At 48.4% G+C, this 26,268-nt stretch carries 18 protein-coding genes; 10 read left to right on the top strand and 8 right to left on the bottom strand.

Annotated features, from left to right (window positions below; genetic code table 11):
* Positions 1-351 (bottom strand): NUDIX hydrolase (locus ABUA47_RS02085; RefSeq protein WP_349831399.1); only part of this gene is annotated, 351 nt, incomplete at its 3' end.
* Between the two features lie 5 nt (positions 352-356).
* Positions 357-1,586 (bottom strand): S-adenosylmethionine:tRNA ribosyltransferase-isomerase, encoded by a 1,230-nt coding sequence (locus ABUA47_RS02080; RefSeq protein WP_035449180.1) that lies wholly within the window; start codon positions 1,584-1,586, stop codon positions 357-359.
* Between the two features lie 127 nt (positions 1,587-1,713).
* Between ABUA47_RS02080 and ABUA47_RS02075 the strand changes: the two genes are divergently transcribed.
* From ABUA47_RS02075 to ABUA47_RS02065, 3 genes are all read left to right on the top strand, one after another.
* Positions 1,714-2,844: a DUF2027 domain-containing protein gene (locus ABUA47_RS02075; protein ID WP_009037904.1), complete on the top strand. Its 1,131-nt coding sequence runs from the start codon at positions 1,714-1,716 to the stop codon at positions 2,842-2,844.
* 236 nt (positions 2,845-3,080) lie between these two features.
* A complete protein-coding gene (locus ABUA47_RS02070; RefSeq protein WP_035449177.1) occupies positions 3,081-5,111 on the top strand; it encodes a histidine kinase in 2,031 nt (676 codons plus the stop codon).
* Positions 5,112-5,243: 132 nt separating this feature from the next.
* Positions 5,244-5,996 (top strand): LytR/AlgR family response regulator transcription factor, encoded by a 753-nt coding sequence (locus ABUA47_RS02065; RefSeq protein ID WP_005833286.1) that lies wholly within the window; start codon positions 5,244-5,246, stop codon positions 5,994-5,996.
* A 138-nt stretch (positions 5,997-6,134) separates the two neighbouring features.
* Here the strand turns inward: ABUA47_RS02065 and ABUA47_RS02060 are convergent, their stop codons facing one another.
* From ABUA47_RS02060 to hemW, 6 genes are all read right to left on the bottom strand, one after another.
* Positions 6,135-6,488, bottom strand: coding sequence for a hypothetical protein (locus ABUA47_RS02060; protein ID WP_005830102.1), 354 nt, complete (start codon positions 6,486-6,488; stop codon positions 6,135-6,137).
* A gap of 290 nt (positions 6,489-6,778) precedes the next feature.
* Positions 6,779-7,921, bottom strand: coding sequence for a DUF4249 domain-containing protein (locus tag ABUA47_RS02055; protein WP_005830104.1), 1,143 nt, complete (start codon positions 7,919-7,921; stop codon positions 6,779-6,781).
* Between the two features lie 15 nt (positions 7,922-7,936).
* Positions 7,937-10,675 carry a TonB-dependent receptor domain-containing protein gene (locus ABUA47_RS02050; RefSeq protein WP_034532840.1) on the bottom strand — a complete coding sequence of 913 codons (2,739 nt, stop codon included), beginning with the start codon at positions 10,673-10,675 and terminating at the stop codon, positions 7,937-7,939.
* A 2-nt stretch (positions 10,676-10,677) separates the two neighbouring features.
* Positions 10,678-11,196 (bottom strand): DUF4974 domain-containing protein, encoded by a 519-nt coding sequence (locus ABUA47_RS02045; RefSeq protein ID WP_005830106.1) that lies wholly within the window; start codon positions 11,194-11,196, stop codon positions 10,678-10,680.
* 286 nt (positions 11,197-11,482) lie between these two features.
* Positions 11,483-12,028: an RNA polymerase sigma-70 factor gene (locus ABUA47_RS02040; RefSeq protein ID WP_008664140.1), complete on the bottom strand. Its 546-nt coding sequence runs from the start codon at positions 12,026-12,028 to the stop codon at positions 11,483-11,485.
* Between the two features lie 20 nt (positions 12,029-12,048).
* Positions 12,049-13,179, bottom strand: coding sequence for a radical SAM family heme chaperone HemW (gene hemW / locus ABUA47_RS02035; RefSeq protein ID WP_008664138.1), 1,131 nt, complete (start codon positions 13,177-13,179; stop codon positions 12,049-12,051).
* A gap of 505 nt (positions 13,180-13,684) precedes the next feature.
* Between hemW and ABUA47_RS02030 the strand changes: the two genes are divergently transcribed.
* From ABUA47_RS02030 to ABUA47_RS02000, 7 genes are all read left to right on the top strand, one after another.
* Complete coding sequence (locus ABUA47_RS02030; RefSeq protein WP_008664136.1) at positions 13,685-14,938, top strand: DUF2264 domain-containing protein; 1,254 nt, start codon at positions 13,685-13,687, stop codon at positions 14,936-14,938.
* Entirely contained in the window at positions 14,931-16,262 is a 1,332-nt protein-coding gene (locus ABUA47_RS02025) for a BNR repeat-containing protein (RefSeq protein WP_016273056.1), read from the top strand. Before ABUA47_RS02030 ends, ABUA47_RS02025 begins: the two co-directional genes overlap by 8 nt.
* Positions 16,263-16,279: 17 nt before the next feature.
* Entirely contained in the window at positions 16,280-17,407 is a 1,128-nt protein-coding gene (locus tag ABUA47_RS02020; RefSeq protein WP_005830120.1) for a glycoside hydrolase family 88 protein, read from the top strand.
* A gap of 110 nt (positions 17,408-17,517) precedes the next feature.
* Complete coding sequence (locus ABUA47_RS02015) at positions 17,518-19,458, top strand: family 43 glycosylhydrolase (protein WP_005830122.1); 1,941 nt, start codon at positions 17,518-17,520, stop codon at positions 19,456-19,458.
* A gap of 30 nt (positions 19,459-19,488) precedes the next feature.
* Entirely contained in the window at positions 19,489-21,435 is a 1,947-nt protein-coding gene (locus ABUA47_RS02010; protein ID WP_005830125.1) for a glycoside hydrolase family 97 protein, read from the top strand.
* Between the two features lie 225 nt (positions 21,436-21,660).
* The gene (locus tag ABUA47_RS02005) at positions 21,661-24,204 is read left to right on the top strand and encodes an alpha-L-arabinofuranosidase C-terminal domain-containing protein (protein ID WP_349831397.1); all 2,544 of its coding nucleotides are present in this window, start codon (positions 21,661-21,663) and stop codon (positions 24,202-24,204) included.
* Between the two features lie 57 nt (positions 24,205-24,261).
* Positions 24,262-26,253, top strand: a complete 1,992-nt coding sequence (locus tag ABUA47_RS02000; RefSeq protein WP_005830129.1) for a glycoside hydrolase family 127 protein — start codon at positions 24,262-24,264, stop codon at positions 26,251-26,253.
* Positions 26,254-26,268: the final 15 nt, after the last annotated feature.

Raw genomic sequence — 26,268 nt, 5'->3', positions numbered from 1 at the left:
GAAGACCAGTTCCTTTTCGCGGGCAGACTCGAAGACATAATGCAAGACGGTTTCGGGAACAAAGTCGGTAATGCCGAGTTCTTCGCGTACCTCGCGTTTCAGCGCCATCTCTACACTTTCACCTAAATCGACGTGTCCGCCTACGGAGGTGTCCCACTTCCCCGGTTGTATGTCTTTCCATTCGGGACGTTTCTGTAGATACAACTCACCTTTGGAATTGAATACATGAAGATGGATTACCGGATGCAGCAGTTTGCTACCGTTATGGCATTCGCCACGGGTGGCGGCACCTATGATGTTGCCTTGTTCGTCGACAAGGGGGAACATCTCTTGATTGTTATCGTGGTTCATTGTGTTTAGGGTATTAATAATGATGAATCTCCATAGCTCAGAAAGCGGAAATCATGTGCCAGTGCATAGTTGTAAATCTTCGGCCAATCACCGTGTACGAAAGCTGATACGAGCAGCAGCAAGGTACTTTGCGGTTGGTGGAAATTAGTCACCATAGCCTTCACGATTTTGTATTCATATCCCGGGGCGATGATGATTTGAGTGCTGGTATGCAGAGTCTCCATACTATGCTTGTCAAGATAGGCGACAATGGCTTGCAGGGCTTCTACTGCAGGGGTGGTGGCGGCCTTGGCAGACATTTCATAAGGTTGCCATTGGTGGACGTGCAAGTCTTCCTCCGTGGCTTCGGGATTATTCAGTAAGGTGGCTCCGATGTGATAAAGGCTTTCCAATGTGCGCACCGAAGTTGTCCCTACGGCCACTGCCTTGCCGTCGTGCGCTATGAGTTTTTCCAATGTGTTGCGCGAGACGGAGATGTATTCCGTATGCATTTCATGCCCTTCTATTTCTTCACTTTTCACCGGTTTGAAGGTTCCGGCTCCCACATGGAGTGTCAGTTCTTCCAATTCTACTCCTTTATTGCGCAATGCGTCCAATACGCGTGGGGTGAAATGCAGTCCCGCTGTAGGGGCAGCCACCGAACCTTTGATTTTGGAATAGACAGTCTGGTAAGTCTCCTTGTCACTTTCCTGGGTTTCCCGGTTCAAGTAGGGAGGGATGGGCAATTCACCGAAGACCTCGAGAATGTCGGCAAAAGTCACTTCCGGATTATTCCAGCGGAAGTTTACCCAATGGCTGGTTCCGTGGCATTCGCCCCGTTCGGCGGTCAGGGTGAGTGGTTTGCCTTTCACGGTCATCTCACGTCTCAGCATGCCTTCTTTCCATTTTTTCAGGTTGCCGACCATGCAGAGCCAAGCGGTATGCTCGGTTTGCTGGAAGTTGAGGGCATAGTCGTTCGGCTGTATAGGTTCTAGGCAGAATACTTCAATCAGTGCTCCCGTTTCTTTCCGGAAATGCAGGCGTGCTTGGATGACTTTGGTATTGTTGAATATCATCAGGCTTCCCGATGGCAGATACTCCGGCAGTGAAGTGAATCTGTCTTCTGAAACTTCTCCGTGGCGATACAATAACAGTTTGGACTGGTCACGTACGGACAATGGGAACTTTGCAATGCGTTCGTCCGGCAACGGGTAGTTGAATTCGCTGATTCTGATATGTCTGGGGTCTTCTTTCATGATGGCTTTCTCTTTATTATATCGGCTGCAAAGGTACGGATATTTGGGAAGATTTGAAGAATAAGGGAAATAATTCCTAACTTTGCAGGAAGAAAGTAGGAAAAGACAAACTAAAAGATAAGTTACTATGAAGATAGGAGATAAAGTTCGTTTCCTCAGCGAAGTTGGGGGTGGTGTTGTGACAGGATTTCAAGGGAAAAACATCGTGTTGGTGGAAGATGCCGACGGTTTTGACATACCGATGCCCATAAACGAATGTGTGGTGATAGAGACCGATGATTATAATATCCCCACTCCGGCAGCCAAAGCGGCTGCCAAGAAGAAGCGGGAAGAAGAGCAACAATTGCGTACGACCGCTACTGCGGCAAGGCCGTCTGCTATGGAGTCTCAGGTTTCAGAGCCTCAAACGGTCCGTTTGGAGAAACCGCAGATATCTGTTTATCGTCAGCCCGAGATGAAAGGCGGAGATATCCTGAATGTTTTTCTGGCTTTTGTTCCGGAGGATATCAAGGCTGTCAGCACTACACCTTTCGAGGCATATTTGGTGAACGACAGTAATTATTATATGTATTATACCTATTCGAGTGCTGAAGGAAAGTCCTGGACAGTCCGTTCGCATGGTTTGATAGAGCCGAATACGAAACTTCTGCTGGAGGAGTTCGAAAAGTCCGAGTTGAACGACCGTGAACGTGTGATGGTACAGCTGGTGGCATTCAAAGATAACCGTGCGTTCACAATGAAACCGGCTGTCAGTGTGGAAGTCCGCATAGATATGGTAAAGTTCTATAAACTGCATACATTCCAGCAGACGGTTTTCTTTGAAACACCGGCCTTGGTGTATGATATTGTCCGGAATGACCAGCCTGCCAAGCAGGTGTATGTTTCGGCAGAGGAACTGAAGGAGGCTTTGATACAGAAAAAAACGGCAGATACTCCATCCAAACTGCAGACGGTCATCAAACGTGGGGGCAAGAATGGGATTGTCGAGATTGACCTGCATATCGGCGAGTTGCTGGATGACACCTGCGGCATGAGCAACAGTGAAATATTGAATTACCAGCTGGACAAGTTTCGTGAAGTGATGGAACAATACAAGAAAAAGCGCGAACAACGCATCGTCTTTATTCATGGCAAGGGGGATGGTGTACTTCGTAAAGCGTTATTGGATGAGTTGAAACGTAAATATTCCAATTGCCGCCACCAGGATGCTTCGTTCCAGGAGTATGGATTTGGGGCGACGATGGTGACGATTAAATAAAATCAAGTATTTGAATAGTGAATAGGGCAGTTCAAACGTTGGAATGCCCTATTCATTATTTTTGATGGCTTATATAGCTAAATATTGTACTATGATGTGATTTTTTTGTTTCATTTTAATAAAGCGGTAACGTATGCTCTTTTATGGCTGAGAAATACGCCTTATACTTGATGGTATTTCGCAAAAATATTTTAAGTTTGTAGATGTATTGAATAAATAATCTAATTACGGGAAACATGGGAGAGAGGATGGATAAGCGAATTCGATTTTACATTTATTGGATATTAGGGCTTGTGTTTCTAGGGGCTTGTGCGCCCGGAGATAAAGAGGACGTATACACAGAGATGAGAGCTTTTGAGGATTTTTCCCGTATAAATGGAGATTCTGTGGCCATTGTGCCCCGCAAGGTAAGGTTGAAGGCTCTTCAAAAGATGGAAGAGGCAAAGGATAGCTTGGTCAAATATAATTATCTGGCAATGACACTGAAAACATATTTGATTACTTCACAACTTGATTCGGCGCAAATTGTAATCCAACAGATACATGCCTTTATAGAAAGGCAGCATAGTTCCTCTCAAATGGCAGATTTGGAATCCGAATGTTTCAATATGAAGGGAAATATCTTTGCACGCGTTGGGAATATGGATTCTGCCGAAATTTGCTTCCGGAAGGCTTATGAATTACGGATGAGAGGGACTAGGATTGAAGTGGTGCCGGATATTTTGATGAATCTTGCTGATGCGAATAACCGTTTAGGAAAATTGGACATAGGGGCAGCTTGGTATAGGAGAGCTTTGTTGATGTGCGACTCTTTGCATATGGCTTCTACCAAGAAACCTCCCATTTATTATGGTTTGGCACAAGTATATGTTACCATGCGTGATTTTGAACAGTGTGATTACTATTACAATCTTGCAGGGGAAAGCTATGACAATATGCTGCCTTATGAAAAATATATTTATTTGAATAATAGAGGGACTTCTTACTATTATAGGGAGGATTACCAGACAGCGATAAAATATTTCCAAAAGGTTATTGATTTAGTCGAAGGATATGATGATATGAGTTTTGAACTTAATCTGGGGAGGTTGAATTTAGGAGACTGTTATCTTCAACTGAATAAGGTTGATTTGGCTGTTAAATATATAAATGAATGCCAACTTTTTTTTGAGGAAATGGGGGTGAGTACTGCACTATATTATATCGATACGCAGAAAATAGAATTGGCTCTGCTTCAGAAAGACTTTCAAGAGGCACGTCGTTTATTGTCCGAGAGTGTAGTCCCTCCGGGCATCGACCCTGATATGGTACATATCCGTAATAAATACCTTCAGCAGTTTTACGAGGAAACCGGCAACTACAAGAGGGCTTATCACTATCTGCAGAGGAACAACCTGCTTGATGATTCTATCAGGAATGAGCGTGTCCGGATGCGTACGGCAGACTTGACTTTGCGTTATCAGCAGGATTCTACCTTGATGGCACATCGGGTTTTGCTTCAGGAGCAGAAAAACGAGGTGCTGGTGCTGAGGCAGACACAGTTTGTCGTGTTTGCTGTAGCTGTTGTATCTATATTGACGGCGGTTTTCCTTTATCTGTACAGCAAAAAGAAACGTGCTTTGTTGCTTGCACGGAATCATCGCACAGTCTCTACACTTCGTCTGGAGAATATCCGTAACCGCTTGTCCCCTCATTTCATCTTCAATATGCTGAACCGGGAGATGGTGGAGCGGAATGTGGAAGAAAAGCAAGAGCTTTCGTCGCTGGTAAAACTGATGCGTCGCAATCTGGAATTGGCGGAACAACTGTGTGTAACCTTGGCAGAGGAGCTGGATTTTGTGAAAACATATATTAATCTGGAACGCCGTTCTTTAGGTCCGGATTTTCATTCGGAACTGAAGATAGAAAAGGATGTGCAGCCGGAGCAAATAAGGATTCCGTCTATGATGATTCAAATTCCGGTTGAAAATGCAGTGAAGCATGCGTTGCGCGAGAAGGAAGGTGAACGTAATCTTTGGGTTTCGGTCTGCCGCCGGGGAAATGGTATCTGTATAAAGATAACGGATAATGGTGGCGGTTATCGTCCGGACAGTCGGAACCGGGGCACGGGGACGGGAATGAAAGTCATTATGCAGACCATTCGGATTCTCAACAATAAGAACAAGGAGGCCATTGATGTTTTGGTGCACAATGTCTCTCTACAGAGTGGTGAGATGGGCTGTGAGGTGACTTTCTGGCTGCCTGACAACTACGATTACAGAATTTAAAAGAACCGTTTAATCTTATTTTTTGCAAGGATAGGCATATTTACAGACAAATAGTCCGTAAATGACCTTCTATTGCTTTGTATGGGAGTAGGATTATGTATATATTCGCGAGAAGAAAAACATAAAAGGAACATGGATAAATATAAGGTTGCAATAGTTGACGACGATGAGGTGGCTCTTGAGAATCTGAGTTTTGAATTGGGAAAGGATGCACGCTTCTTTTTGAAAGGAACTGCCCGTAATGGTAAACAAGGGAAAAAACTCATTGCCAAGGTACAGCCGGATTTGTTGTTCTTGGATGTGGAACTGCCGGACATGACTGGAATGGAATTACTGCAGGAAATACGTGACAGTGTTTCGTGGAATATGCGGATTGTTTTCTATACGGCTTATGATAAGTACATGATTCAGGCTATCCGGGAGGCTGCGTTCGACTATCTGCTGAAACCTTTTGAAGAGCAGGAGTTGCGGGATATTCTTGCGCGTTTTGTAGAGCAGGCAGAGGCTGGGCAGAGAATGTCATATCCCATTGGTGCACCGTTGCATACCGGACAGACATTTATCGTATTTACGCCAACTAATGATATGCGTGCGTTGCGTCCGGCTGAAATCGGCTTTTTTCGCTATTGTTCCGAGCGTAAACAATGGGAGGTGATACTAAACAACCAGCCGCCGTTGGTGTTGCGTCGCGGAATGACTGCTGAGCAGATTACTCAATATTCATCCAGTTTCGTGCAGATACATCAATCGTATATTATCAATATTGATTATCTGATGATTATAAAGGATAGCAAATGCATGCTTTATCCACCATTTGACAAAGTGACGGAACTGCTGGTTTCCAGAAAGTATAAGAAAGAGCTGCAAGACAGATTCTGCTTGTAAAGTGATAAGAATTATTTGGTTAGGGAGTTGACGCCGCAGGTTTTGGTGGCGTTGACGTAAAGAAAAGGCATTGAACCTCTAAAGTCCAATGCCTTTTTATTTATCAAATACTATTTTCGTATTTATCAGAAGCGAAGTTTATTTCACTTCGATACCTTTGTTCTGCAGTGTGACGTTCAATACTCTGGCATAATCAGCATACTGCTTTTCATTCAGAGTCTTTTTCATCAACTTCAGATTACCATAAACTGCATTACGGAGTAACTTCTCCTGATTCTTCTTGGAATTTGTAGCGCGTTCCATCTGTTCTGTAAAATATTCGCAGATGTTTGCCACTTCTTCATGCTGGTTGGAATCCAGATTCAAATACTTGCTCAACTTTGTTATGTTGATGTTACCTTCCCATTTTGCAGTTGTAGGTTGGTTTCCTGCTGCAAATGTTGTAGCAGTCAGGCAGACTGCTGCCACTAATGTTAATCCTAAACGTTTCATAATACCTACTTTTTAATTGTTATTCCTAAAAACTAATTTCAATCTAATACCTATTGAAAACTCTCTAAGCGCTTAGCTTTTTCTTTTACCTATGCAAATGTAGGTATATGTTTTATAACACAAAAATGAATAAGGGAAAAAGTGTAGTTTATACCTTCATTTCTTGACTTAAATCAATTTTATAGTGTGAAAATGCTTTGTTTAGATGCTTTTTGTAATACGAATGTAATGTGGACTAACTGAATTTATATTTGTAGTAATGGATAAAAGGATTTTTATTAGTCAAAATGTTATTGCCAAATAGTTTCGGGTAATTCTATGATTACTCTGCTTTCAGAGCAGACTCCCACAAAGCCTAATCCGCCTATGACGTTGCAAGGCAGACTGATAGGTTCCATTAAAGCATCGTCGTAATCCCCATCATCCAGGCAGTTTAAGGCTTTTAGATAGCGGTATTCGGCTTCAGTGATGCTAAGCAACCGTACGGTGATGGTTTGTTTGCGGGATATATGGTCGTAGTAGTGTCCCTCTATCGGATAATAATCTTGGTAGAGAGGGGTGTATACTTTCAATGTGGCATAAGAGTTACGGAAAGTGTTATCATTGAATATGTTGTATTTGTTATTTATGGTGGGAAACAATTCATTTTCTTCATCATCATAGTTGCCAGGGTGGCCGTCAGTCAGTATAACATCTTCCCGGTTGATGATTTCGTTCTGTCGGGGAGCAAGGATGGTAGTGTCTCTGGGTATGGAGGCCCAATGCCAAGAGCCGTCCTCGTCTTCCACTTTGATGAGGCTGCCGTTTTCATCTTCCAGGTATTCTTTCCATTTGCAATAGTAACTACGGTCATTCCAAATGTCCAGCCGGTAGTAGTTCTTCTCGTTGGGGCGGTCTTGCAATGTAATTTTGTATTGGCGGTAAAGGGTTTGTCCGCTGTACTCGCGCAGGTAGGCCAAGCAAGTGTCCACGTGCAGGCTCTCTATCGGTTGTGGCACGGTGACCTCGGCACTGGCATGGTATTTCCCGTTTTCGGCAGTGGCTTCCAGACGTATGTTGTCGCCGGGATGCAGTGTGCTGGTCAGACGATATTTCTTGAAACGTATACTTTTCAGTAATGATTCATAAATGTCCTTATCAAGTTCTCCTTCCAGATGCCCATAAATTTCTTCCGGGGAAACCGCTTTCGGAGTTTCTGCTATTTTGCCATTGATGTAGAGGAAAAGAGTTGCTTCGTTCAAATGTTCAATACTATAGCCCTCGCCTAAATGGAGATAGACATCATTCTCAGCTTGTCCGGTTTCGAGCAAGGCGTTCATGATGATTTGCGGATCTTGTTGTCCGGGATTGTAAGGAATCTCGTTTTCGCAGGCTGTTAGGAAGCCTACAATAGTTATGTATATAATAAGGTGTAATTTCATTTTTGTTTTCATATGCCGGATTTGTTTTTAAAATCTATAAGTATAGGTAACAGAAGGAATACAAGGCAGTATTGTTATTTTCTTGATGACAGTTTGAGCTTTCTTCTGCCCGGTATTTCCATGATAAATACTTTCGTAGAAATCATCGTAGTATACGTTGTATCCATTTTTGTATTTGCTGTAAACGATGTTCGGATTCATGGCATTGTATGCATTGTAGATACTGATATTCCAGGTACGCATACCATGTTTGGTCTTCTTGTTGAAGTTGACGCCGAGATTCAAACGATGGCTGGCGGGAAGGCGGTAATTGTTACGCCGGGAGATGTAACCGGTTTCCTCAATAGAGCCATCGGGCCGGATGATGATTGTTGCCTTTTCGGGGATAGTGATACATCCACCGGTATTGAATATCCAGGAAGCTCCTGCATCAATGCGGTCACTGAACTTATGGCTGAGATTGAGGCTGATGCTGTGGCGGCGGTCATATTTGTAGGGGAACCATCGGCCTTGGTTGATGGTACCGTTCTTAAAACGGTGATCGGTCTTGGATAGGGTATATGCCAGCCAGCCGGTAGTCTTGCCCAATGTTTTCTGTACCATCAGTTCCAGACCGAAGGAGCGGCCTTCGCCCATTTCCACTTTTTCTTCCCAGTTGGTAGAGGTGCCGAAGAAGGATACACCGTCTTGATATTCAAGTATGTGTTTCATCTGTTTATAATATCCCTCGACGGAGAACTCCCAACCCGGCAGTCCGGAATAGTAGCCTCCTATGGAGAACTGGTTGGCATACATCGGACTGATGTCTTTGGTAATGGGTACCCAGAGGTCGGTAGGCATAGACAGCGGAGTAGAGGACAGCAGATGCACATACTGTGCCATGCACGTATAGGATGCTTTGGCAGAATATCCTTGTCCGAGGTCATAGCGGGCGGAAAGGCGGGGCTGCAGCGAATAGTAGCTTTTCCCTTGTGTGTGGAACAGCGATGTGCGTACACCTGCATTCAGACTGAGCCTGGCGTTTACATTGAAATTGTCTTCGGCGTAAAGGGAGATTTCTTGTCCGCGCATGGCATGGCTGTTGCTGGTATTGTAAACCGTATCTTCCTGGAGGGCGCCATTATCTATATCTTGTATTTTCGAGGTAGCTATTCCCGGACGGAACGTATGGTGGATGTACTCTGCACCGAACTTGATGTGGTGCTGCGGCATGGGGGTGTAGTCAAAGTCCATACGCGCACTCCAGTCACGGATACCGGAGTTGAACTTGGAGGAGTAATAGTATCTGTCTTGTACTTTATTGGCGACAGTATAGGTATCTTCTATGTTTCCGTCCAGCCCCATCTCATATTTGTTGTATGAGACGGTGGTGTTGCAAAACAGCTTGCTGTTGAATACATAGTTCCAGCGGCCGTAGGCGATGGTGTTTCCCCAATTCAGATGGCTGTTGTCCTTGGAATAATTCTTAATGCTGTTGTCGTAATTGTCACCGTGGTAGTCACTGTCATAATGATAGTGGTCTTTCCCCTTGTAGAAACTGAGGAAGATGCGGCTACGGTCGCTGAACTTATGATTGACCTTTGCATTGACGTCGTAAAAATAGTAGTTGTATTTGTCGGAATAGGTGTCGTCTTTGTCTACAATGAGATTTTTGAAGAATAGGGTGGGGATGGCTCGTGCGCTGAAACTGAAGGAGGTCCGTTCTTTCCAGATAGGGCCTTCGATATGCAGTTTGTCCGTCAACAGGCCTATGCTGAATGCGCCGTGGTATTTATGCATGTCTCCGTCGTTGGTCCGTACATCTACTATAGACGAAAGACGCCCGCCGTAGCGGGCAGGAAAAGAACTTTTGAAGAGTGTGGTGTTCTTTACCGCTTCGGGCGTAAAGATGGAGAATACTCCCAGCAGGTGGTCTGCGTTGTAAACTGGAATTCCGTCCAGCATAACCAGGTTTTGGTCGGGACCTCCCCCTCGCACATACATGCCTGCAAAACCTTCCATACCGGCTTGCACACCCGGCATCAGCTGAATGGTCTTCAGCAGGTCGGCTTCTCCCAATATGGACGGGGTATGCCTGATTTGTGTCATCGGTATCTCATGCGCTCCCATGGCTGTGCTTTCTATGCCGGCCTCCCGCTTGTCCGAGAGCACCACGACCTCTGCCAGCTGGTTATTGCTGTCCAGCCTGACGTTGAGTAAGGTGTCTTTCGTCAGTTCGAACCGGCTATGCCGGCTTTCGTAGCCCAGGTAGGAGAAAACCAGTTCCGTTTCCCCTTCCGGCAGGGTGAGGGAATAGAAACCGAAAGGATTGGTGGCAGTACCTGTGGAACGACGACTCTCAAGGATATTGGCACCAATCAGCGTCTCGGAAGACGCTCCGTCGGTCACGTATCCGCTGATGGTGAACTTACGGCTAACGGGTTTCTGCGGCACGGGCCGCTTATGGAGTAGAATGTGCTTTCCGGATATTTCGAACGTGATGGGTTCGTTTTCAAAGGCACGTTGCAATATCTCACTGATGTTCTTTTGTTTCATCTCCAGTGTGATGCGGTGCGTGAGCTTTACTTCTTCCCCATAGATGAAGGAGAATCCGGTTGCATTTTCCAGTTGCTTCACGAAACTCTCTAAAGTTGCGTTACGGATATTCAGGTTTATACGTGTTTCCTTGTTTTGTGCCTGTGCATGGAGTGAGGCGCTTAAAAGAACCACACACATCAGAAGTACGGTTCTGATGCGGTGGTGCGAACAGATAGTAGAGCTGGTCATTGTCAGTTAAGTTTAGTAGTAAGTATAATAGTGTTGTTTTCTTTTTTATAGGTAAAGTTGCCGGCGTCCTTCAGTAGGTCGAGGATTTCTGTAAGACTCTCCCCTTCGCGGAAGGTAGCTGTCATATGATAGTTCTTCAGGCTGTCTCCTTCGATACGTATATCGGTACGGAACGTTTCGGAAAGTTGACGGACGATTTCCTGCAAGGGTTGCTGATCGAATGTCAGTACGCTATGGATTACTTGGGTTTCCTCGGTAGTATGTATGGCTTCTGTGGGAATGGCTTCCCGTTGTGGTGCTACGTATAAGAACTGATAGGCTGCCCAGCTCGTTACACAGAGCAGGACTACGGCTGCGGCACTGGCTGTACGCATCCAGAACCGCTTCATGCTGCGGCGCTTTAGCAAACGGCTTTCCAGCAGCCTCCAGCTGTTCTCTGCCGTAAAGCGTCCTCGTGGGGAACGGGTAGAAGCAACCAGTTTGTTCAGTACCTTGTCGAAATTCTCGTTATTCACTTTCATTTTTGGCAATTTATTAAGAGCCTATGACTCCTTTTCTGCATGTAAAGACAGCTCCTTTTCAGGAATTCCCTATGCCTATATCCTGAAATAATGTTAATCTAAAGCTCTTTGTCCGTGAAAGTCTGTCCTACCTACGTATGACTTCCTTGTTTCTCTGTTTCAATCAATAGGGAAGGTGTGCTCGAGATGTGCATCTCATGTTGTGCGAGATGTGTATCTCATGCAGCTCGAGATGTATATCTCATACATGCATACGCGGCTTCTTGCAAGGAAGATGAAGCAGAGTTCACTCCGTCAGCAATGCTTCCTTGAGTCTTGTGAGTGCTTTTTGCAGTTGCGCGTCTACTGTCTTTGTGCTGATGTTCAGCTCCTCCGCCACTTGTGCATAGCTTTGTTTCTCTTCGCGCAGGCGGATGAATACTTCACGGCAACGCTCCGGCAGGCGGTCGAGCGCCTTGACATATCGGGCAAACAGTTCTTCGCTGATAAGAGTGTCTTCGGGAGAATCGGCCTGGCCGGAAACTTCGGGAAGCTGTTCGGACGAGAGTGTAGGGTGCCGGTTCTCTTTTTCCAGGTAATTGAGGGAGGCGTTTTTGGTAAGGATAAAGCAGTAATCCTCTATGTTGTTCACTTCCGGCAGCCGGGCGCGTTGTTCCCAAAGCTTCATGAAGACGTCGAGCACAATTTCTTGCGCCCATTCTTCGTGCTTCACGAAATAGCAGGCAATACGGAACAAGCGGTCGTAGCACAGATTGTAGAAACTGTGAAAAGCCCGTTCCGAGTCTTCTTCCTTCATTTGGCGCAAGTAGCGTCTGACTTCTTGTTCGGTCATGCAGTCTCCCGGTTTTGCTGTTAATCAATGAACATCAGGTCGCTTATTATGCCGTCCGAAACAAAGATGCCTTCCCGGGTCAGGCGCAGGCGGTCTGCCTGCATCTCCAGTTTGTGGCTTTGGAGGTAGGGGGCTGCCATTTTCGTGCAATATTGGCACAACTCTGTGCCGAAGGCTTCTTCCGTATATGTCAGGGAGATTCCCCACATGGTACGCAGGGAAGTCATGATGTATTCATTGTAACGGGTCACTTTATCCAGAATTTCTGTTTCGGAGGAACGGTGCCCCTCTTCAATGGACTTTATGTATCCTTCCAGAGAAGCTGTGTTCCATTCCCTTGTCTCCGCATTGAAGGAGTGGGCGGAAGGGCCGCAGCCCAAATACGGAATGCCTTTCCAGTAAGCAGTGTTGTGGCGTGAGTACATGCCGGGCTTGCAGAAGTTGGATATTTCGTAATGCTCATACCCCGCGGCTCCCAGGGTGTCCATGAGCGCCGAGAAGAAGCGCAGGCTACTCTCTTCGTCCACTTCGCTGATACGATGGCTCTGCAGCATTTCGTAGATGCGGGTGCCTTTTTCGTAAGTCAGATGATAAGCGGAGATATGCTCCACATCAAGGCCGACGGCTTGTTGCAGGTCGCGTTCCCACCGTTGGTCTGTTTCATCCGGTAGTCCATAGATGAGGTCGATGCTGATATTCCGGAAGCCGGCTTGGCGGAGGCGGTGTATGGCTGCGATGGCTTGCGCGGCATTGTGCCGGCGGTTCAACAGTTTCAGGGTGGGGGCGTCGAATGTCTGTATCCCCATGCTTATGCGGTTGAAGGGGAGGGTGCGCAGCATGGACACATATTCTTCCGTCAGGTCGTCGGGATTGGCCTCGAGGGTAATTTCTTCGGCATGTTCTGTTCCATACACCTCTTTGATAGTCCGGAATATCTGCTCGAAATCTTCGTGAGCGAGCTGTGAGGGAGTTCCTCCGCCAAAGTAGATGGTCTCTATCGGTTCTTCCTTCAGATAACCCTTGCGGGTTTTCAGTTCAGTGCACAAGGCACGGATGTACTGCTGCTTCAATTCGCTGCGAGTGGTGGAATAAAAATCGCAATAGATACAGCGTGTCTTGCAAAAAGGTATATGAATATAGATGCCTGCCATGGTATGCTTATGGATATTTGTTGCAAAAATAGTCTTTTGGCAGGAGAATATATCGGTTTTCGGGACATTTAATGTAATATGGAAGTAGTCAGTGTCTTGGTGGATATTCTCAGTTTTGTCTGTAATCCGGAAAAATAGAACATTTTTTGAGTCGTATGGAAATTCATTATTCCGAATAAACTCCTTTCCTTTGTTATCAGAAAAAGGAATGGGTGTCTATTAAAATAATGAGTAATATGTTTGAAGGACTTGACTTTTGGTTTGAACAGATTATAGCTTATTGCATTGCCCTCGTACTGGTGCAGTTCATGAAGAAACAAATATAGCGGCAAATACTTTATTCACTTCCGTCGTAGCACGGCTTAATCTTAGGCTTTTTCTTGTGATTTCTGAGCTTTTGGGGTACTAATGACCGATATTTACCCCTTTTTGAAACAATAGTGCCCCCGAAATTACCGGGAATGGGGTAATTTTGCAGTATTGAAAAACAAACTTAAATAATATCATGAGAAAAAGTAACTACTTATGGCTGCTGCTGGTGGCAGTTTTATTGCTGCCCGCTCAGGAAATGGCTGCCAAGAAGAAAAAAGAGAAGGAAGTGACAGACCGCGAACTTTGGGCCGGGGTGTTGTATCAAATGGCTGCTCCGGTACTGAGCAATATGAGTGAAGGGAAGCTCCAGGAAAATATGCAGGTGGAGCTTAGCCCCACTTGGGATGGACGCGACAAACGGGTGACCTATATGGAATGTTTCGGACGTCTGATGGCGGGGTTGGCACCCTGGCTCTCTTTGCCGGACGATGACACTGCCGAAGGCAAGCAGCGCAGGCAGCTCCGCGAGTGGGCATTGAAAAGTTATGCGCAGGCGGTAGACCCGGAAAGTCAGGATTACCTACTTTGGCGGAAAGAGGGACAGCCGCTGGTCGATGCCGCTTATGTTGCTGAAAGCTTCCTGCGAGGATACGATGCTTTGTGGGTGCCTCTGGATAGTTTGACTAAACGGCGTTACATTGAAGAGTTCACCCAGTTGCGCCGTGTGGACCCTCCTTATACCAACTGGCTGCTGTTCTCGTCTACGGTAGAATGTTTCCTGCGCAAGGCTGGTGCCAAGAGTGATGCTTACCGTATTGTCTCCGCTCTGCGCAAGGTGGAAGAGTGGTATGTAGGTGACGGCTTCTATAGCGACGGACCGGGATTTGCCTTTGACTATTACAACAGCTTCGTACTCCATCCCATGTATGTGGAGTGTCTGGAAGTCTTTACGAACAGTGGAAAAAATAAGATATGGAATGCGCCGGATTGCAATTTCCAGCGTGCCCAGAAGCGCATGCAGCGTTTCGGCATGATTCTGGAACGTTTCATCTCTCCCGAGGGGGCCTTCCCCGTATTCGGGCGTTCCATTACCTACCGCACCGGTACCCTCCAACCATTGGCTTTGTTGGCATGGCGTGGATGGTTGCCCAAGGAATTGTCGAACGGACAGGTACGTGTTGCCATGACAGCTGTCATCAACCGTATGTTCGGTGACAACCGGAACTTCAACGAGAAAGGTTTTCTGACATTGGGATTCAATGGTTCCCAGCCTCATATCTCCGACTGGTATACTAACAACGGCAGCCTTTACATGGCTTCCCTGGCATTCTTGCCCCTGGGCTTGCCCGCCGACCATCCGTTCTGGACAGATGCTCCGCAGGCATGGACCTCGAAAAAGGCGTGGGGTGGTGAAGAATTCCCCAAAGACCATGCCTATTATGAGTAAGACTGATTCATTTTTTATAGTATTTATATTAATTGTTTGGGGGATTGGTGGATTTCCGGTGGCACTCTGTGCACAGGGTGCTGCCGGTGTCCTTCCCGAAACGCATCTGGTGGAAGTGGGGAAAGGATACAGCCAGACTTCCGTCAACACTGCCGTATTCCGTAATAATTCGCTGGTGACGCAAGGTGACGAGCAATACATCAGTTACTATGATGCGGAAGGGTTCCTGACTCTTGGAAAACGGAACCTCCATGCCGGACAGTGGACACTGCACCGCACACAGTATAAAGGGAATGTGAAGGATGCCCATAACGTCATCAGCATGATGCTGGATGGTGACGGGTATATTCATGTAGCCTTCGACCATCACGGACAGCCCTTGAACTACTGTCGCAGCATTGCACCCCATTCACTGGAATTGGGTGAGAAGGAGCCCATGACGGGCGTGGATGAAGGCAATGTAACCTATCCGGAGTTTTATCTGCTGTCCGGAGGCGACCTGCTGTTTGCATACCGTTCCGGTTCTTCCGGCCGGGGCAACCTGGTGATGAACCGCTATTCCTTGAAGGAGAAGAAATGGAGCCGTGTGCAGGATGTACTGATTGATGGCGAGAACAAGCGCAATGCTTACTGGCAGCTATATGTAGATGAGCTTGGAACCATCCATCTGTCGTGGGTCTGGCGCGAGACTTGGCATGTGGAAACCAACCATGACCTATGCTACGCCCGTTCCTTTGACAATGGCGTAACATGGTATAAGGCAAATGGCAAGAAATATGATTTGCCCATCCGTCTGGGTAATGCAGAGTATGCCTGCCGCATTCCTCAGAATTCGGAACTGATAAACCAGACCAGCATGAGTGCCGATGCAGGCGGCAATCCGTACATTGCTTCCTATTGGCGCGACCCGGACAGCGACGTCCCGCAATACCGGATTGTCTGGCATGACGGGCAGATGTGGCACAGCCGCCAGGTCTCCGGGCGTACCACTCCGTTTTCCCTGAAAGGTGGAGGCACGAAGATGATTCCGATGGCCCGTCCGCGCATCGTAGTAGATGGCGGGGAGATATTTTATGTATTCAGGGATGAAGAACGGGGGAGCAAAGTCTCTTTGGCGCACGCTACGGATGTGGCAAACAGTAAGTGGAGCATCAGCGATTTGACCGACTTCACTGTCGGTGCCTGGGAACCGTCTCATGACACGGAATTGTGGAAGAGCAGGAAGCGGCTGCATCTATTTGTGCAGCATGCCAAGCAAGGAGACGGAGAGCGGGTTGTGGAGTTTGCACCGCAATCGGTATATGTATTGGAAGTAATAAGATAAAAGAACAGTATTAGTATATGAAAACGACATGCTTATTTTTATTGGGTTTGGCTTTTTGCTGGGGACTGTTCTCATGCACCGCTCAGCAGCCGAAACCGGAAGAAGTGATTGAGATTATCAATCGGGTGAACAACTATTGGCAGGAGACCCATCCGCAACATGGGCGCTCTTTCTGGGACAATGCCGCCTATCATACGGGAAACATGGAGGTGTTCTTCCTGACCGGTAATCCGGAATGCTATGCCTATTCCGAGGCGTGGGCAGAACATAATGAATGGAAAGGCGCGAAGAGTGACAACAAGGAAGAGTGGAAGTACAGCTATGGGGAGAGTGATGATTATGTGCTTTTCGGTGATTATCAGATTTGTTTCCAGACTTATGCGGATTTGTATACCGTGAAGCCGGATTCCGGGAAGATAGCCCGTGCGCGCGAAGTGATGGAATACCAGATGAGTACGGACAAGAACGATTATTGGTGGTGGGCAGACGGACTTTACATGGTAATGCCCGTTATGACAAAGATGTACAAGCTGACCGGCAATCCGTTATATCTGGAGAAACTGCATGAATACTGGACCTATGCCAACAGCATCATGTACGATGCGGAGGAAGGCCTATACTATCGCGACGGCAAATATATTTATCCAAAACATAAAAGTGTGAATGGTAAGAAAGACTTCTGGGCGCGTGGCGACGGTTGGGTGCTGGCTGCCTTGGCAAAGGTACTGAAAGACCTGCCCGAAACAGACCAATACCGCCAGGAGTACATAGACCGCTTCCAGACGATGGCCAAATCCGTGGCTGCCTGCCAGCAGCCGGAAGGCTACTGGACACGCAGTATGCTCGACCCTGAGCATGCTCCCGGTCCTGAAACCAGCGGTACGGCTTTCTTTACCTATGGTCTGTTATGGGGGATGAACAACGGCTTGCTGGACAAGGCTACTTATCAACCCGTAGTGATGAAGGCGTGGAATTATCTGACTACTGTAGCCTTGCAGCCCGATGGCCGCATAGGGTATGTACAGCCGATTGGCGAGAAAGCCATTCCCGGACAAGTGGTTGATGCCAACTCTACTGCTAACTTTGGGGTAGGGGCATTTCTGCTGGCAGCTTGTGAGATGGTGCGTTTTTTGAATGCCGACTGATTGGAGAGATTAAATAAGTGTATATGTTACACAACATATACACTTTCTTTGTATTATAATGTATATAGTGTTAATTTTACACCCGTTAAAAGGTTTAATATAAAAAGATTATGATTGTACGGATGAAAAACACTTTCCGGATGCTTTTGGCGGCAATGTTATTGTCGTTGTTTGCACTTCCGGGATATTCCTGGCAAAAATCCTTTCCCGAAAAAGATTATGTAGCTTATTTGTTCACTTATTTCACTGGGAATAGTGGCGATGAAGAAGCTGTGCGCTATGCTGTAAGCATGGACGGTTATACCTACTGGGCATTGAATGATAATGAACCGGTAATCGACTCGAAAGTCATCAGCTCCACCGGGGGAGTCCGCGACCCGCATATCCTTCGTTGCGAGGATGGCAAGACTTTCTATATGGTAGTGACAGATATGGTTTCAGCCAATGGATGGAGTTCCAACCGTGCCATGGTTTTGCTGAAATCTACCGACTTGGTCAACTGGTCTCACTCCGTTATCAATATACAGAAGCGCTATTCAGGTCAGGAGGATTTGAAGCGTGTATGGGCTCCGCAGACTATCTACGACCCGGAGGTGGGAAAGTACATGGTGTATTGGTCTATGCTGCATGGCGATGGAGCCGATGTCATATATTATGCTTATGCCAATGCGGAGTTTACGGATTTGGAGGGAGAGCCCAAGCCATTGTTTCTGCCGGAGAACGGGAAATCGTGCATCGATGGAGACATTGTCTATAAGGATGGTGTTTTCCACCTTTTCTATAAGACGGAAGGGCATGGAAACGGCATAAAGGTGGCCACCACCCGTTCCCTGACCTCCGGGGCATGGACGGAAGAGCCCGATTACAAGCAACAGACTAAGGAAGCCGTAGAGGGTGCGGGCACTTTCAAACTGATAGGGCAGGATAAGTATATCCTGATGTACGACGTCTATATGAAAGGAAGCTATCAGTTTACGGAAACCACTGACTTGAAGAATTTTAAGGTGATAGACAGCGAGGTGAAGATGAACTTCCATCCCCGTCATGGGACCATTATCCCCATTACCCGCCATGAGCTGTTGCGCATTACCGATGAATGGGGCAAGCCGACAGAACTGGGCGCATTGCCCAACAATCCCGTATTGCCGGGTTTCCATGCCGACCCGGAAATCCTTTATTCCCATCAGACCCAAAAGTATTACATCTATTCTACTACGGACGGACAGCCGGGTTGGGGAGGCTGGTATTTCACCGTATTCTCCTCCACGGATTTGAAGACCTGGCAGGATGAAGGCGTCATGCTGGACTTGAAGTCGGAGCAAGTGCCCTGGGCAGATGGCAATGCTTGGGCGCCTTGCATTGAAGAGAAAAAAGTGGACGGTAAGTATAAATACTTCTTCTATTACAGTGGAAACCCCAAGAATGGCGGCGGCAAGCAGATTGGAGTGGCTACGAGCGATTCTCCGGCCGGCCCTTTCACCGATTTGGGACGCCCTGTCGTTACTGCTTCACCCGTCGGTGGCGGGCAACAGATTGATGTGGATGTGTTTACAGACCCTGTTTCGGGCAAATCCTATCTTTACTGGGGCAACGGCTACATGGCAGGTGCCGAGCTGAACGACGATATGGTGTCCATCAAGGAAAATACCGTTACGGTGATGACGCCGGAGGGAGGCACCTTGCAGGACTATGCTTTCCGCGAAGCAGCCTATGTCTTTTATCGCAACGGGCTCTACTATTTCATGTGGTCGGTAGACGATACCGGTTCGCCCAATTACCATGTGGCATACGGTACGTCCAAGTCGCCGCTCGGTCCTATCGAAGTTGCCAAGCAACCCGTTGTACTGATTCAGAATCCGGAAAAGGAGATTTACGGTCCGGCACACAACGCTGTATTGCAGATTCCCGGTACAGATGAGTGGAGAATCGTTTACCACCGTATCAATAAATGGTACTTGAAAGATGGTCCCGGCGTTCATCGTGAAGTCTGCATAGACCGGATGGAGTTCAATGAAGACGGAACCATCAAGCCGGTGGTGCCTACCCTTTGATTTAATGATGTAACATAATAATTTAATACCATGAAGAATAGATTGAAATTACTGGTTTGGCTGTTTGCCCTCTCAGGTCCGCTGGCAGCACAGAGTGTATCTGTCAATGGTCCGGATGGAAAATTGCAGCTTACGGTATCCTGCCCGTCAGCCAACGGCGAAGTGTCTTACGCCGTCACCTACAATGGAAAGCAAATGCTGGAATCTTCTCCCTTGGGGATGGAGACAAATGTGGGTGATTTCTATAGAGGATTGCAGTTGAAGGAACATAAAGTCACAGCTCTCGATACGGTTTATGAACAATCCCGGATCAAAGCTTCGCGCATCCATTACTGGGCAAACGAATTGCTTTGTTCATTCGTCAACGGTGAGGGGAAGAATGTGCAGATAACTTTCCGCGTCAGCAACAATGACGTGGCTTTCCGTTACACCCTGCCGAGGGAGCAGGGAAAAGGAAGCGTCACGGTGAACAGCGAACGGACCGGCTTCCGCTTCCCGTCGCAGACCACCACTTTCCTTTGTCCGCAGAGCGACGCCATGATAGGGTGGAAGCGTACCAAACCCAGTTACGAAGAAGAATATAAGGCAGATGCCCCGATGAACGAACGTTCGGGTTATGGACATGGATATACATTTCCCTGCTTGTTCAAGGTGGGGGATGACGGCTGGGTACTGCTCAGTGAAACCGGAGTGGACAGCCGTTATTGTGGCTCGCGTTTGAGTGATTGGGATAACGGCGTGTATCGCATTGCTTTCCCCATGCCGGAAGAGAACAACGGCAACGGAACGGTGTCACCTGCCTTTTCCCTGCCGGGCTCCACGCCGTGGCGTACTGTGACGGTGGGGGAAACCTTGAAGCCGATTGTGGAAACCACCGTCCCCTGGGATGTAGTGGAACCACGCTATACCACCACCCATGATTACAAGCCGGGCCGTGGCACATGGAGCTGGATTCTCTGGCAGGACGGCAGCATCAACTACGACGACCAGGTGCGCTATGTTGACTTGGCAGCCGCCATGGGATACGAATATGTATTGATTGACAACTGGTGGGACAACAACATCGGTCGCGACCGCATGGAACAGTTTATCAAGTATGCCCGTAGCAAGGGTGTGGAGGTATTCTTGTGGTATAGCTCCAGTGGTTACTGGAACGATATAGAGCAGAGTCCCGTCAACCGGATGGATAACTCCATTGCCCGCAAGCAAGAGATGCGCTGGTTGCAAAGTCTGGGTGTGAAGGGTATCAAAGTAGACTTCTTCGGCGGTGACAAGCAGGAGACCCTGCGTTTGTACGAGGAGATTCTGAGCGATGCCGACGACCACGGTCTGATGGTTATCTTCCACGGCTGTACCTTGCCTCGCGGCTGGGAACGGATGTATCCCAATTACGTAGGCAGCGAGGCGGTGCTGGCTTCCGAGAATCTGGTATTTAGCCAGCATTTCTGTGATAACGAGGCGTTCAATGCCACGCTGCACCCTTTCATCCGCAATGCTGTGGGATGCATGGAGTTTGGCGGTGTGTTCCTGAACAAGCGTTTGAACCGCAGCAACGATGGCGGAACTATTCGCCGCACCACGGACATCTTTCAGCTGGCAACGGCAGTGCTGTTCCAAAATCCTATCCAGAACTTCGCCTTGGCACCTAATAACTTGACGGATGCTCCGCAAATCTGCCTCGACTTTATGAAACAAGTGCCCACTACTTGGGACGAGACCCGTTTCATTGACGGCTATCCGGGGAGATATATTGTTCTTGCCCGTCGTCATGGCAACACGTGGTACATAGCCGCTGTCAATGCAACGGCGGAACCATTGAAACTGAAGCTTGACCTTCCTGTGCTGGCAGGACAAGAGGTGTCTCTGTATAGTGATGACAAGAAGATGCAGCCTCAATTAAAGCTGCAGAAGATAAAGACTGACGGCTCTCTGCAACTCACGGTTCAGCCGCAGGGAGGGGCGGTAATCGTGGAATAAAGAAGGCATGGAGCAACCCTTGTTTTGTAATGATATATCATAACGGATTACTCCTTTTGCAAATCTTTGATTATCAGAGGTTTATAATTGTCCTGATTCAGTCGTATACTGAATGGCATTCACTATACGACTGAACCCTATTCACTATACGACTGAATGGCATTCAGAATACGGCTGATTGTGACTATCGAACTAAATGTGAATGATTAATACCGACTTAATACCATGAATAGATTCTTGAAATTATTGTCCTTGTGTCTGTTCTTGACACTGACCGTTCCTTTGCAGGCTATAACGAATGGAGTGGCGAATGAACCCGATTCAGTCTATCTCTTTTCCTACTCCCATGCCGACGGCAGTGGCGGTCTGAAACTAGCCTGGAGTCCCAATGGCAACCGATGGTTCAGCGTGGCAGAGGGCAGCTCCTTTGTCAACTCGGACTTCGGCCCCTGGGGGCAAATGAAGCGGATGCTGAAACCGCACTTGATGCAGACCCGTGCCGACGACCGTTGGCACTGTATCTGGGAACTGACGGAAAGCGGAAACTCCCTTGCATACGTCGAGTCTCCCGACTTGCTGCAATGGAAAGCGCAGAAATACTTTGACCGTTCTCGCCTTGCCGAATACCGGCCGGCGGAGGTCTATCCTAACGTGCGGAAGGAGGTTCTGCTGAACGGTACCGTACAGCAGGGTTGGATGCAGCGTGTACCGTATGCCACGGTGCAGCGTGTCATCTCCTTTGCAGAGCATAAGAAGTACCGCCAGGCACTCCATGCCGAACGTACCGAGCAAGACCCCGTACGTTTTGCCGGACTGAAACCGGTGGAGGCGACTATCGAAGTGGAGACGGAATGTGCAAAAACCATCAGCAAGCATCTGATAGGTATTTTCTTCGAAGACATCAACTATGCTGCGGATGGAGGACTGTATGCCGAGCTGGTACAGAACCGCGACTTCGAGTATTCGTCTAAGGACGGTTCACACCAAGGTTGGGACGGCACATATGCCTGGGCGGTGAAAGAGGGGAATACTTCGGCTGCCGTTACCATTGCCGCTGCCGACCCCATGCAGCCCAATAACCCTCATTATGCCGTATTGGAGGCGCGTCCCGGAGTGACATTGCAGAACGACGGTTTCGACGGCATCAGCTTGAAGAAAGGGGAGAAGTACGATTTCTCTCTCTTCGCCCGCGTGGCACCGGGCAGCAAGGGAGGCAAGGTGGTTGTTTGCCTGCTCGACCAGACGGGCCGTGAGATTGCCCGCTCTTCCGTCAATGTGTCCTCCAAAGAGTGGAAGAAACAGCAGACGGTGCTGACGGCGAATGCCGACGTGCGTGCCGCCGTCCTCTCGCTCCAGCCGCAGACGGTGGGGACACTGCATCTCGATATGATTTCCCTTTTTCCGCAAAATACATTCAAGGGCCATAAGAACGGCTTGCGTGCCGACCTGGCGCAGACGCTTGCCGACCTGCATCCACGCTTCGTCCGCTTCCCCGGCGGCTGCGTGGCTCATGGCGACGGCATTGATAATATCTATGACTGGAAAGGCTCTATCGGACCGCTCGAAGCGCGTAAGCCGTTGCGCAATCTGTGGGGGTATCATCAGACACGCGGACTGGGCTACTTCGAGTACTTCCGCTTCTGCGAAGATATAGGTGCCGAACCTCTGCCGGTATTGGCAGCGGGCGTGCCGTGCCAGAATTCGGGCACACACTCGCACTATGCCGACAACTGTCCGCAGGGGGCCAACAAGGAACTGATGCGCTACGGCCAGCAGGGTGGCATCCCGATGGAAGAGATGCCTGCCTATATCCAGGATGTGCTCGACCTGATAGAGTATGCCAACGGCGATGCACGCCGCACCGTGTGGGGCAGGAAGCGTGCTGAGGCAGGCCATCCCAAGCCTTTCAATCTGAAGTATATCGGCATCGGCAACGAGGATATGATTACCGAAGTGTTTGAGGAGCGCTTTGCCATGATATACAAGGCTGTCAGGGAGAAGCATCCCGAGATTACGGTTGTCGGCACCGTAGGTCCCTTCTACGAAGGCACGGACTATGCGGAGGGCTGGCGCCTTGCCACGGAAATGGGCGTGCCCATGGTGGACGAACACTATTACGTGGATCCGGGCTGGATGATTCACAACCAGGACTACTACGACCGTTATGACCGTACCAAGTCCAAGGTCTATCTGGGCGAATATGCCGCCCACCTGCCCGGACGTCCCAACAACATAGAGACAGCGTTGGCAGAAGCCCTCTATCTGACTTCTGTGGAACGTAATGCCGATGTGGTGGAAATGACCTCATACGCTCCGTTGCTGGCAAAGGAAGGGCATACGCAGTGGAATCCCGACTTGATTTATTTCAATAACACGGAGGTGAAGCCTACCGTGGGCTACTACACACAGCAGATGTACGGACAGAATGCGGGTACGCAGTACATCACCTCGCACATCACACTGAGTAATGGGCAAGAGGCTGTCCGCAAGCGCGTCGGCGTTTCGGTGGTAAAGGATGAGGCCACGGGTGACCATATCGTAAAGCTGGTGAACCTGCTTCCGGTGGAGGTTTCCTCTACAGTGAAGCTGAAGGGCATCGACTTGCAGAATCCCTCGGCAGTGAAGACGCTCCTGACGGGTGACCCGAAAGACAAGCAGGCACGTTCCGTGACTTCCGCCTTCGTCGACATCGGCGGTACGGAGTTTCCTTATACCTTGCCTGCCTATTCGTTTACGGTGATACGTATCCATGAGAATAAGGGGAAATAAGGATAAATCCGTGTAATTCCGTGCGTGGGAACTTAAGAACTTAAAAACTTAAAAGATATGATACGATTATTGACTTTGGCACTTGTTGCAGCCATGACCGGCAGTGTGTCGGCACAAAAGCAACAGACTTTGCATTCCGGTTATCCCATCGACCCGGTTCCTTTCACTTCAGTGAAGGTGACGGACAGTTTCTGGGGACAACGCTTGAAGGCAAGCCGCGAGGTAACCATCCCGTTGGCTTTCAGTAAGTGTGAGGAAACGGGACGTTATGAAAACTTTGTGAAAGCTACTCATCCCAGTGATGAGTATAAGGTGGGAGGCTTCTCCTTTGACGATACGGATGTCTATAAGACGATTGAAGGTGCAAGTTACTCCTTGCAGACTTACCCGGACAAGAAACTGGAAGAATATATCGACAGCGTATTGGTCATAGTGGCCGCCGCCCAAGAACCGGACGGGTATCTTTACACCGCACGTACCATGAACCCCAAGCATCCGCACGATTGGTCGGGGCCGGAACGCTGGTCGGAGGTGGAGAATTTGAGCCACGAGTTCTATAATCTGGGTCACATGGTGGAAGGGGCTGTGGCTTATTATCAAGCTACAGGCAAGCGGAACTTCCTGGATATAGCTATCCGTTATGCCGACTGCGTATGCAAGAATATCGGTGAAGGCCCCGGACAGAAGCGTGTGATTCCCGGACATCAGATTGCCGAAATGGCATTGGTACGCCTCTATACCGTGACAGGAGATAAGAAATATCTCGACCAGGCCAAGTTCTTCCTCGACGCGCGTGGCACTACGGCACGCAAGGACATCTATTTGCAGTCGCACAAGCCTGTACTGGAGCAGGAAGAGGCAGTGGGACATGCCGTACGTGCCGGTTACATGTATTCCGGTATGGCTGATGTGGCTGCCATTACGGGTGACAGCTCCTACATCAAGGCTATCGACAAGATATGGGAGAATATCGTCGGCAAGAAGATATATATTACCGGCGGTATCGGTGCGCGTCACACGGGCGAAGCTTTCGGTGATAACTATGAATTGCCGAATCTGACTGCCTACAATGAGACCTGTGCCGCCATCGGCAATGTTTACATGAATTACCGCCTCTTTCTGCTGCATGGCGATTCCAAGTATTTCGACGTGCTGGAACGTACGCTTTACAACGGATTAATCTCCGGCGTTTCATTGGACGGAGGCAAGTTCTTCTATCCCAATCCGTTGTCTTGCGATGGTAAGTATCACTTTAATGCCGACCATACGATTACACGCCAGCCGTGGTTTGGTTGTGCCTGCTGTCCTAGCAACATCAGCCGGTTCATTCCTTCTTTGCCGGGATATGTGTATGCCGTGAAAGACAATCAGGTGTACGTCAACCTTTTCTTGTCCAACCGTGCCGAGCTGAAGTTGAATGAAAAGAAAGTGGTGCTGGAGCAGGAAACCGGATACCCCTGGAACGGAGATATTCGTGTGAAGGTGGCTCAGGGCAACCTGCCGTTTACGATGAATATCCGTATTCCGGGTTGGGTGCGCGGCAGTGTACTTCCGAGTGACCTTTATTCGTATGCCGACGACCTGAAGTTGGGCTATCGTGTATTGGTGAATGGCGAGGAGGTGACCGGTGAACTTCGTAAAGGCTATCTCCGGATAGACCGGAAGTGGAAGAAAGGGGATGTGGTAGAGGTGCATTTCGACATGCACCCCCGTGTGGTGAAAGCCAATGAAAAAGTGGTTGCCGACCGTGGACGGGTGGCCGTTGAGCGTGGTCCTATCGTTTATTGTGCCGAGTGGGCCGATAATGATTTTAATATACAGAATATCATCCTGAACCGTCATCCGAAATTCCAGGTGACGGAGAAGCCCGAACTGCTGTATGGCATCAACGAAATTACCACAGAAGTGCAGGCTCTTGGTTTTGATGCTGCCGGAAAGTTGGCAACCAGAGATGTGACGCTGACCCTGATACCTTATTATGCATGGGCACACCGGGGTGAGGGCAAGATGGATGTATGGTTGCCGGTAAATAGGATTGATGTAGAATAGCTAAGTATGTCGTCA

Source organism: Bacteroides sp. RTP31139st1_H2_RTP31139_211217, assembly GCF_040227615.1.
In the GTDB taxonomy this organism is placed as follows: Bacteria; Bacteroidota; Bacteroidia; order Bacteroidales; family Bacteroidaceae; genus Bacteroides; species Bacteroides uniformis.
This window is presented reverse-complemented; position numbering and strand designations above follow the sequence as displayed.

Coding starts and splice junctions, on each gene's coding strand:
- ABUA47_RS02080 (WP_035449180.1), bottom strand. CDS start 1,586: ATGAAAGAAGACCCCAGACATATCAGAATCAGCGAATTCAACTACCCG.
- ABUA47_RS02075 (WP_009037904.1), top strand. CDS start 1,714: ATGAAGATAGGAGATAAAGTTCGTTTCCTCAGCGAAGTTGGGGGTGGT.
- ABUA47_RS02070 (WP_035449177.1), top strand. CDS start 3,081: ATGGGAGAGAGGATGGATAAGCGAATTCGATTTTACATTTATTGGATA.
- ABUA47_RS02065 (WP_005833286.1), top strand. CDS start 5,244: ATGGATAAATATAAGGTTGCAATAGTTGACGACGATGAGGTGGCTCTT.
- ABUA47_RS02060 (WP_005830102.1), bottom strand. CDS start 6,488: ATGAAACGTTTAGGATTAACATTAGTGGCAGCAGTCTGCCTGACTGCT.
- ABUA47_RS02055 (WP_005830104.1), bottom strand. CDS start 7,921: ATGAAAACAAAAATGAAATTACACCTTATTATATACATAACTATTGTA.
- ABUA47_RS02050 (WP_034532840.1), bottom strand. CDS start 10,675: ATGACCAGCTCTACTATCTGTTCGCACCACCGCATCAGAACCGTACTT.
- ABUA47_RS02045 (WP_005830106.1), bottom strand. CDS start 11,196: ATGAAAGTGAATAACGAGAATTTCGACAAGGTACTGAACAAACTGGTT.
- ABUA47_RS02040 (WP_008664140.1), bottom strand. CDS start 12,028: ATGACCGAACAAGAAGTCAGACGCTACTTGCGCCAAATGAAGGAAGAA.
- hemW (WP_008664138.1), bottom strand. CDS start 13,179: ATGGCAGGCATCTATATTCATATACCTTTTTGCAAGACACGCTGTATC.
- ABUA47_RS02030 (WP_008664136.1), top strand. CDS start 13,685: ATGAGAAAAAGTAACTACTTATGGCTGCTGCTGGTGGCAGTTTTATTG.
- ABUA47_RS02025 (WP_016273056.1), top strand. CDS start 14,931: ATGAGTAAGACTGATTCATTTTTTATAGTATTTATATTAATTGTTTGG.
- ABUA47_RS02020 (WP_005830120.1), top strand. CDS start 16,280: ATGAAAACGACATGCTTATTTTTATTGGGTTTGGCTTTTTGCTGGGGA.
- ABUA47_RS02015 (WP_005830122.1), top strand. CDS start 17,518: ATGATTGTACGGATGAAAAACACTTTCCGGATGCTTTTGGCGGCAATG.
- ABUA47_RS02010 (WP_005830125.1), top strand. CDS start 19,489: ATGAAGAATAGATTGAAATTACTGGTTTGGCTGTTTGCCCTCTCAGGT.
- ABUA47_RS02005 (WP_349831397.1), top strand. CDS start 21,661: ATGAATAGATTCTTGAAATTATTGTCCTTGTGTCTGTTCTTGACACTG.
- ABUA47_RS02000 (WP_005830129.1), top strand. CDS start 24,262: ATGATACGATTATTGACTTTGGCACTTGTTGCAGCCATGACCGGCAGT.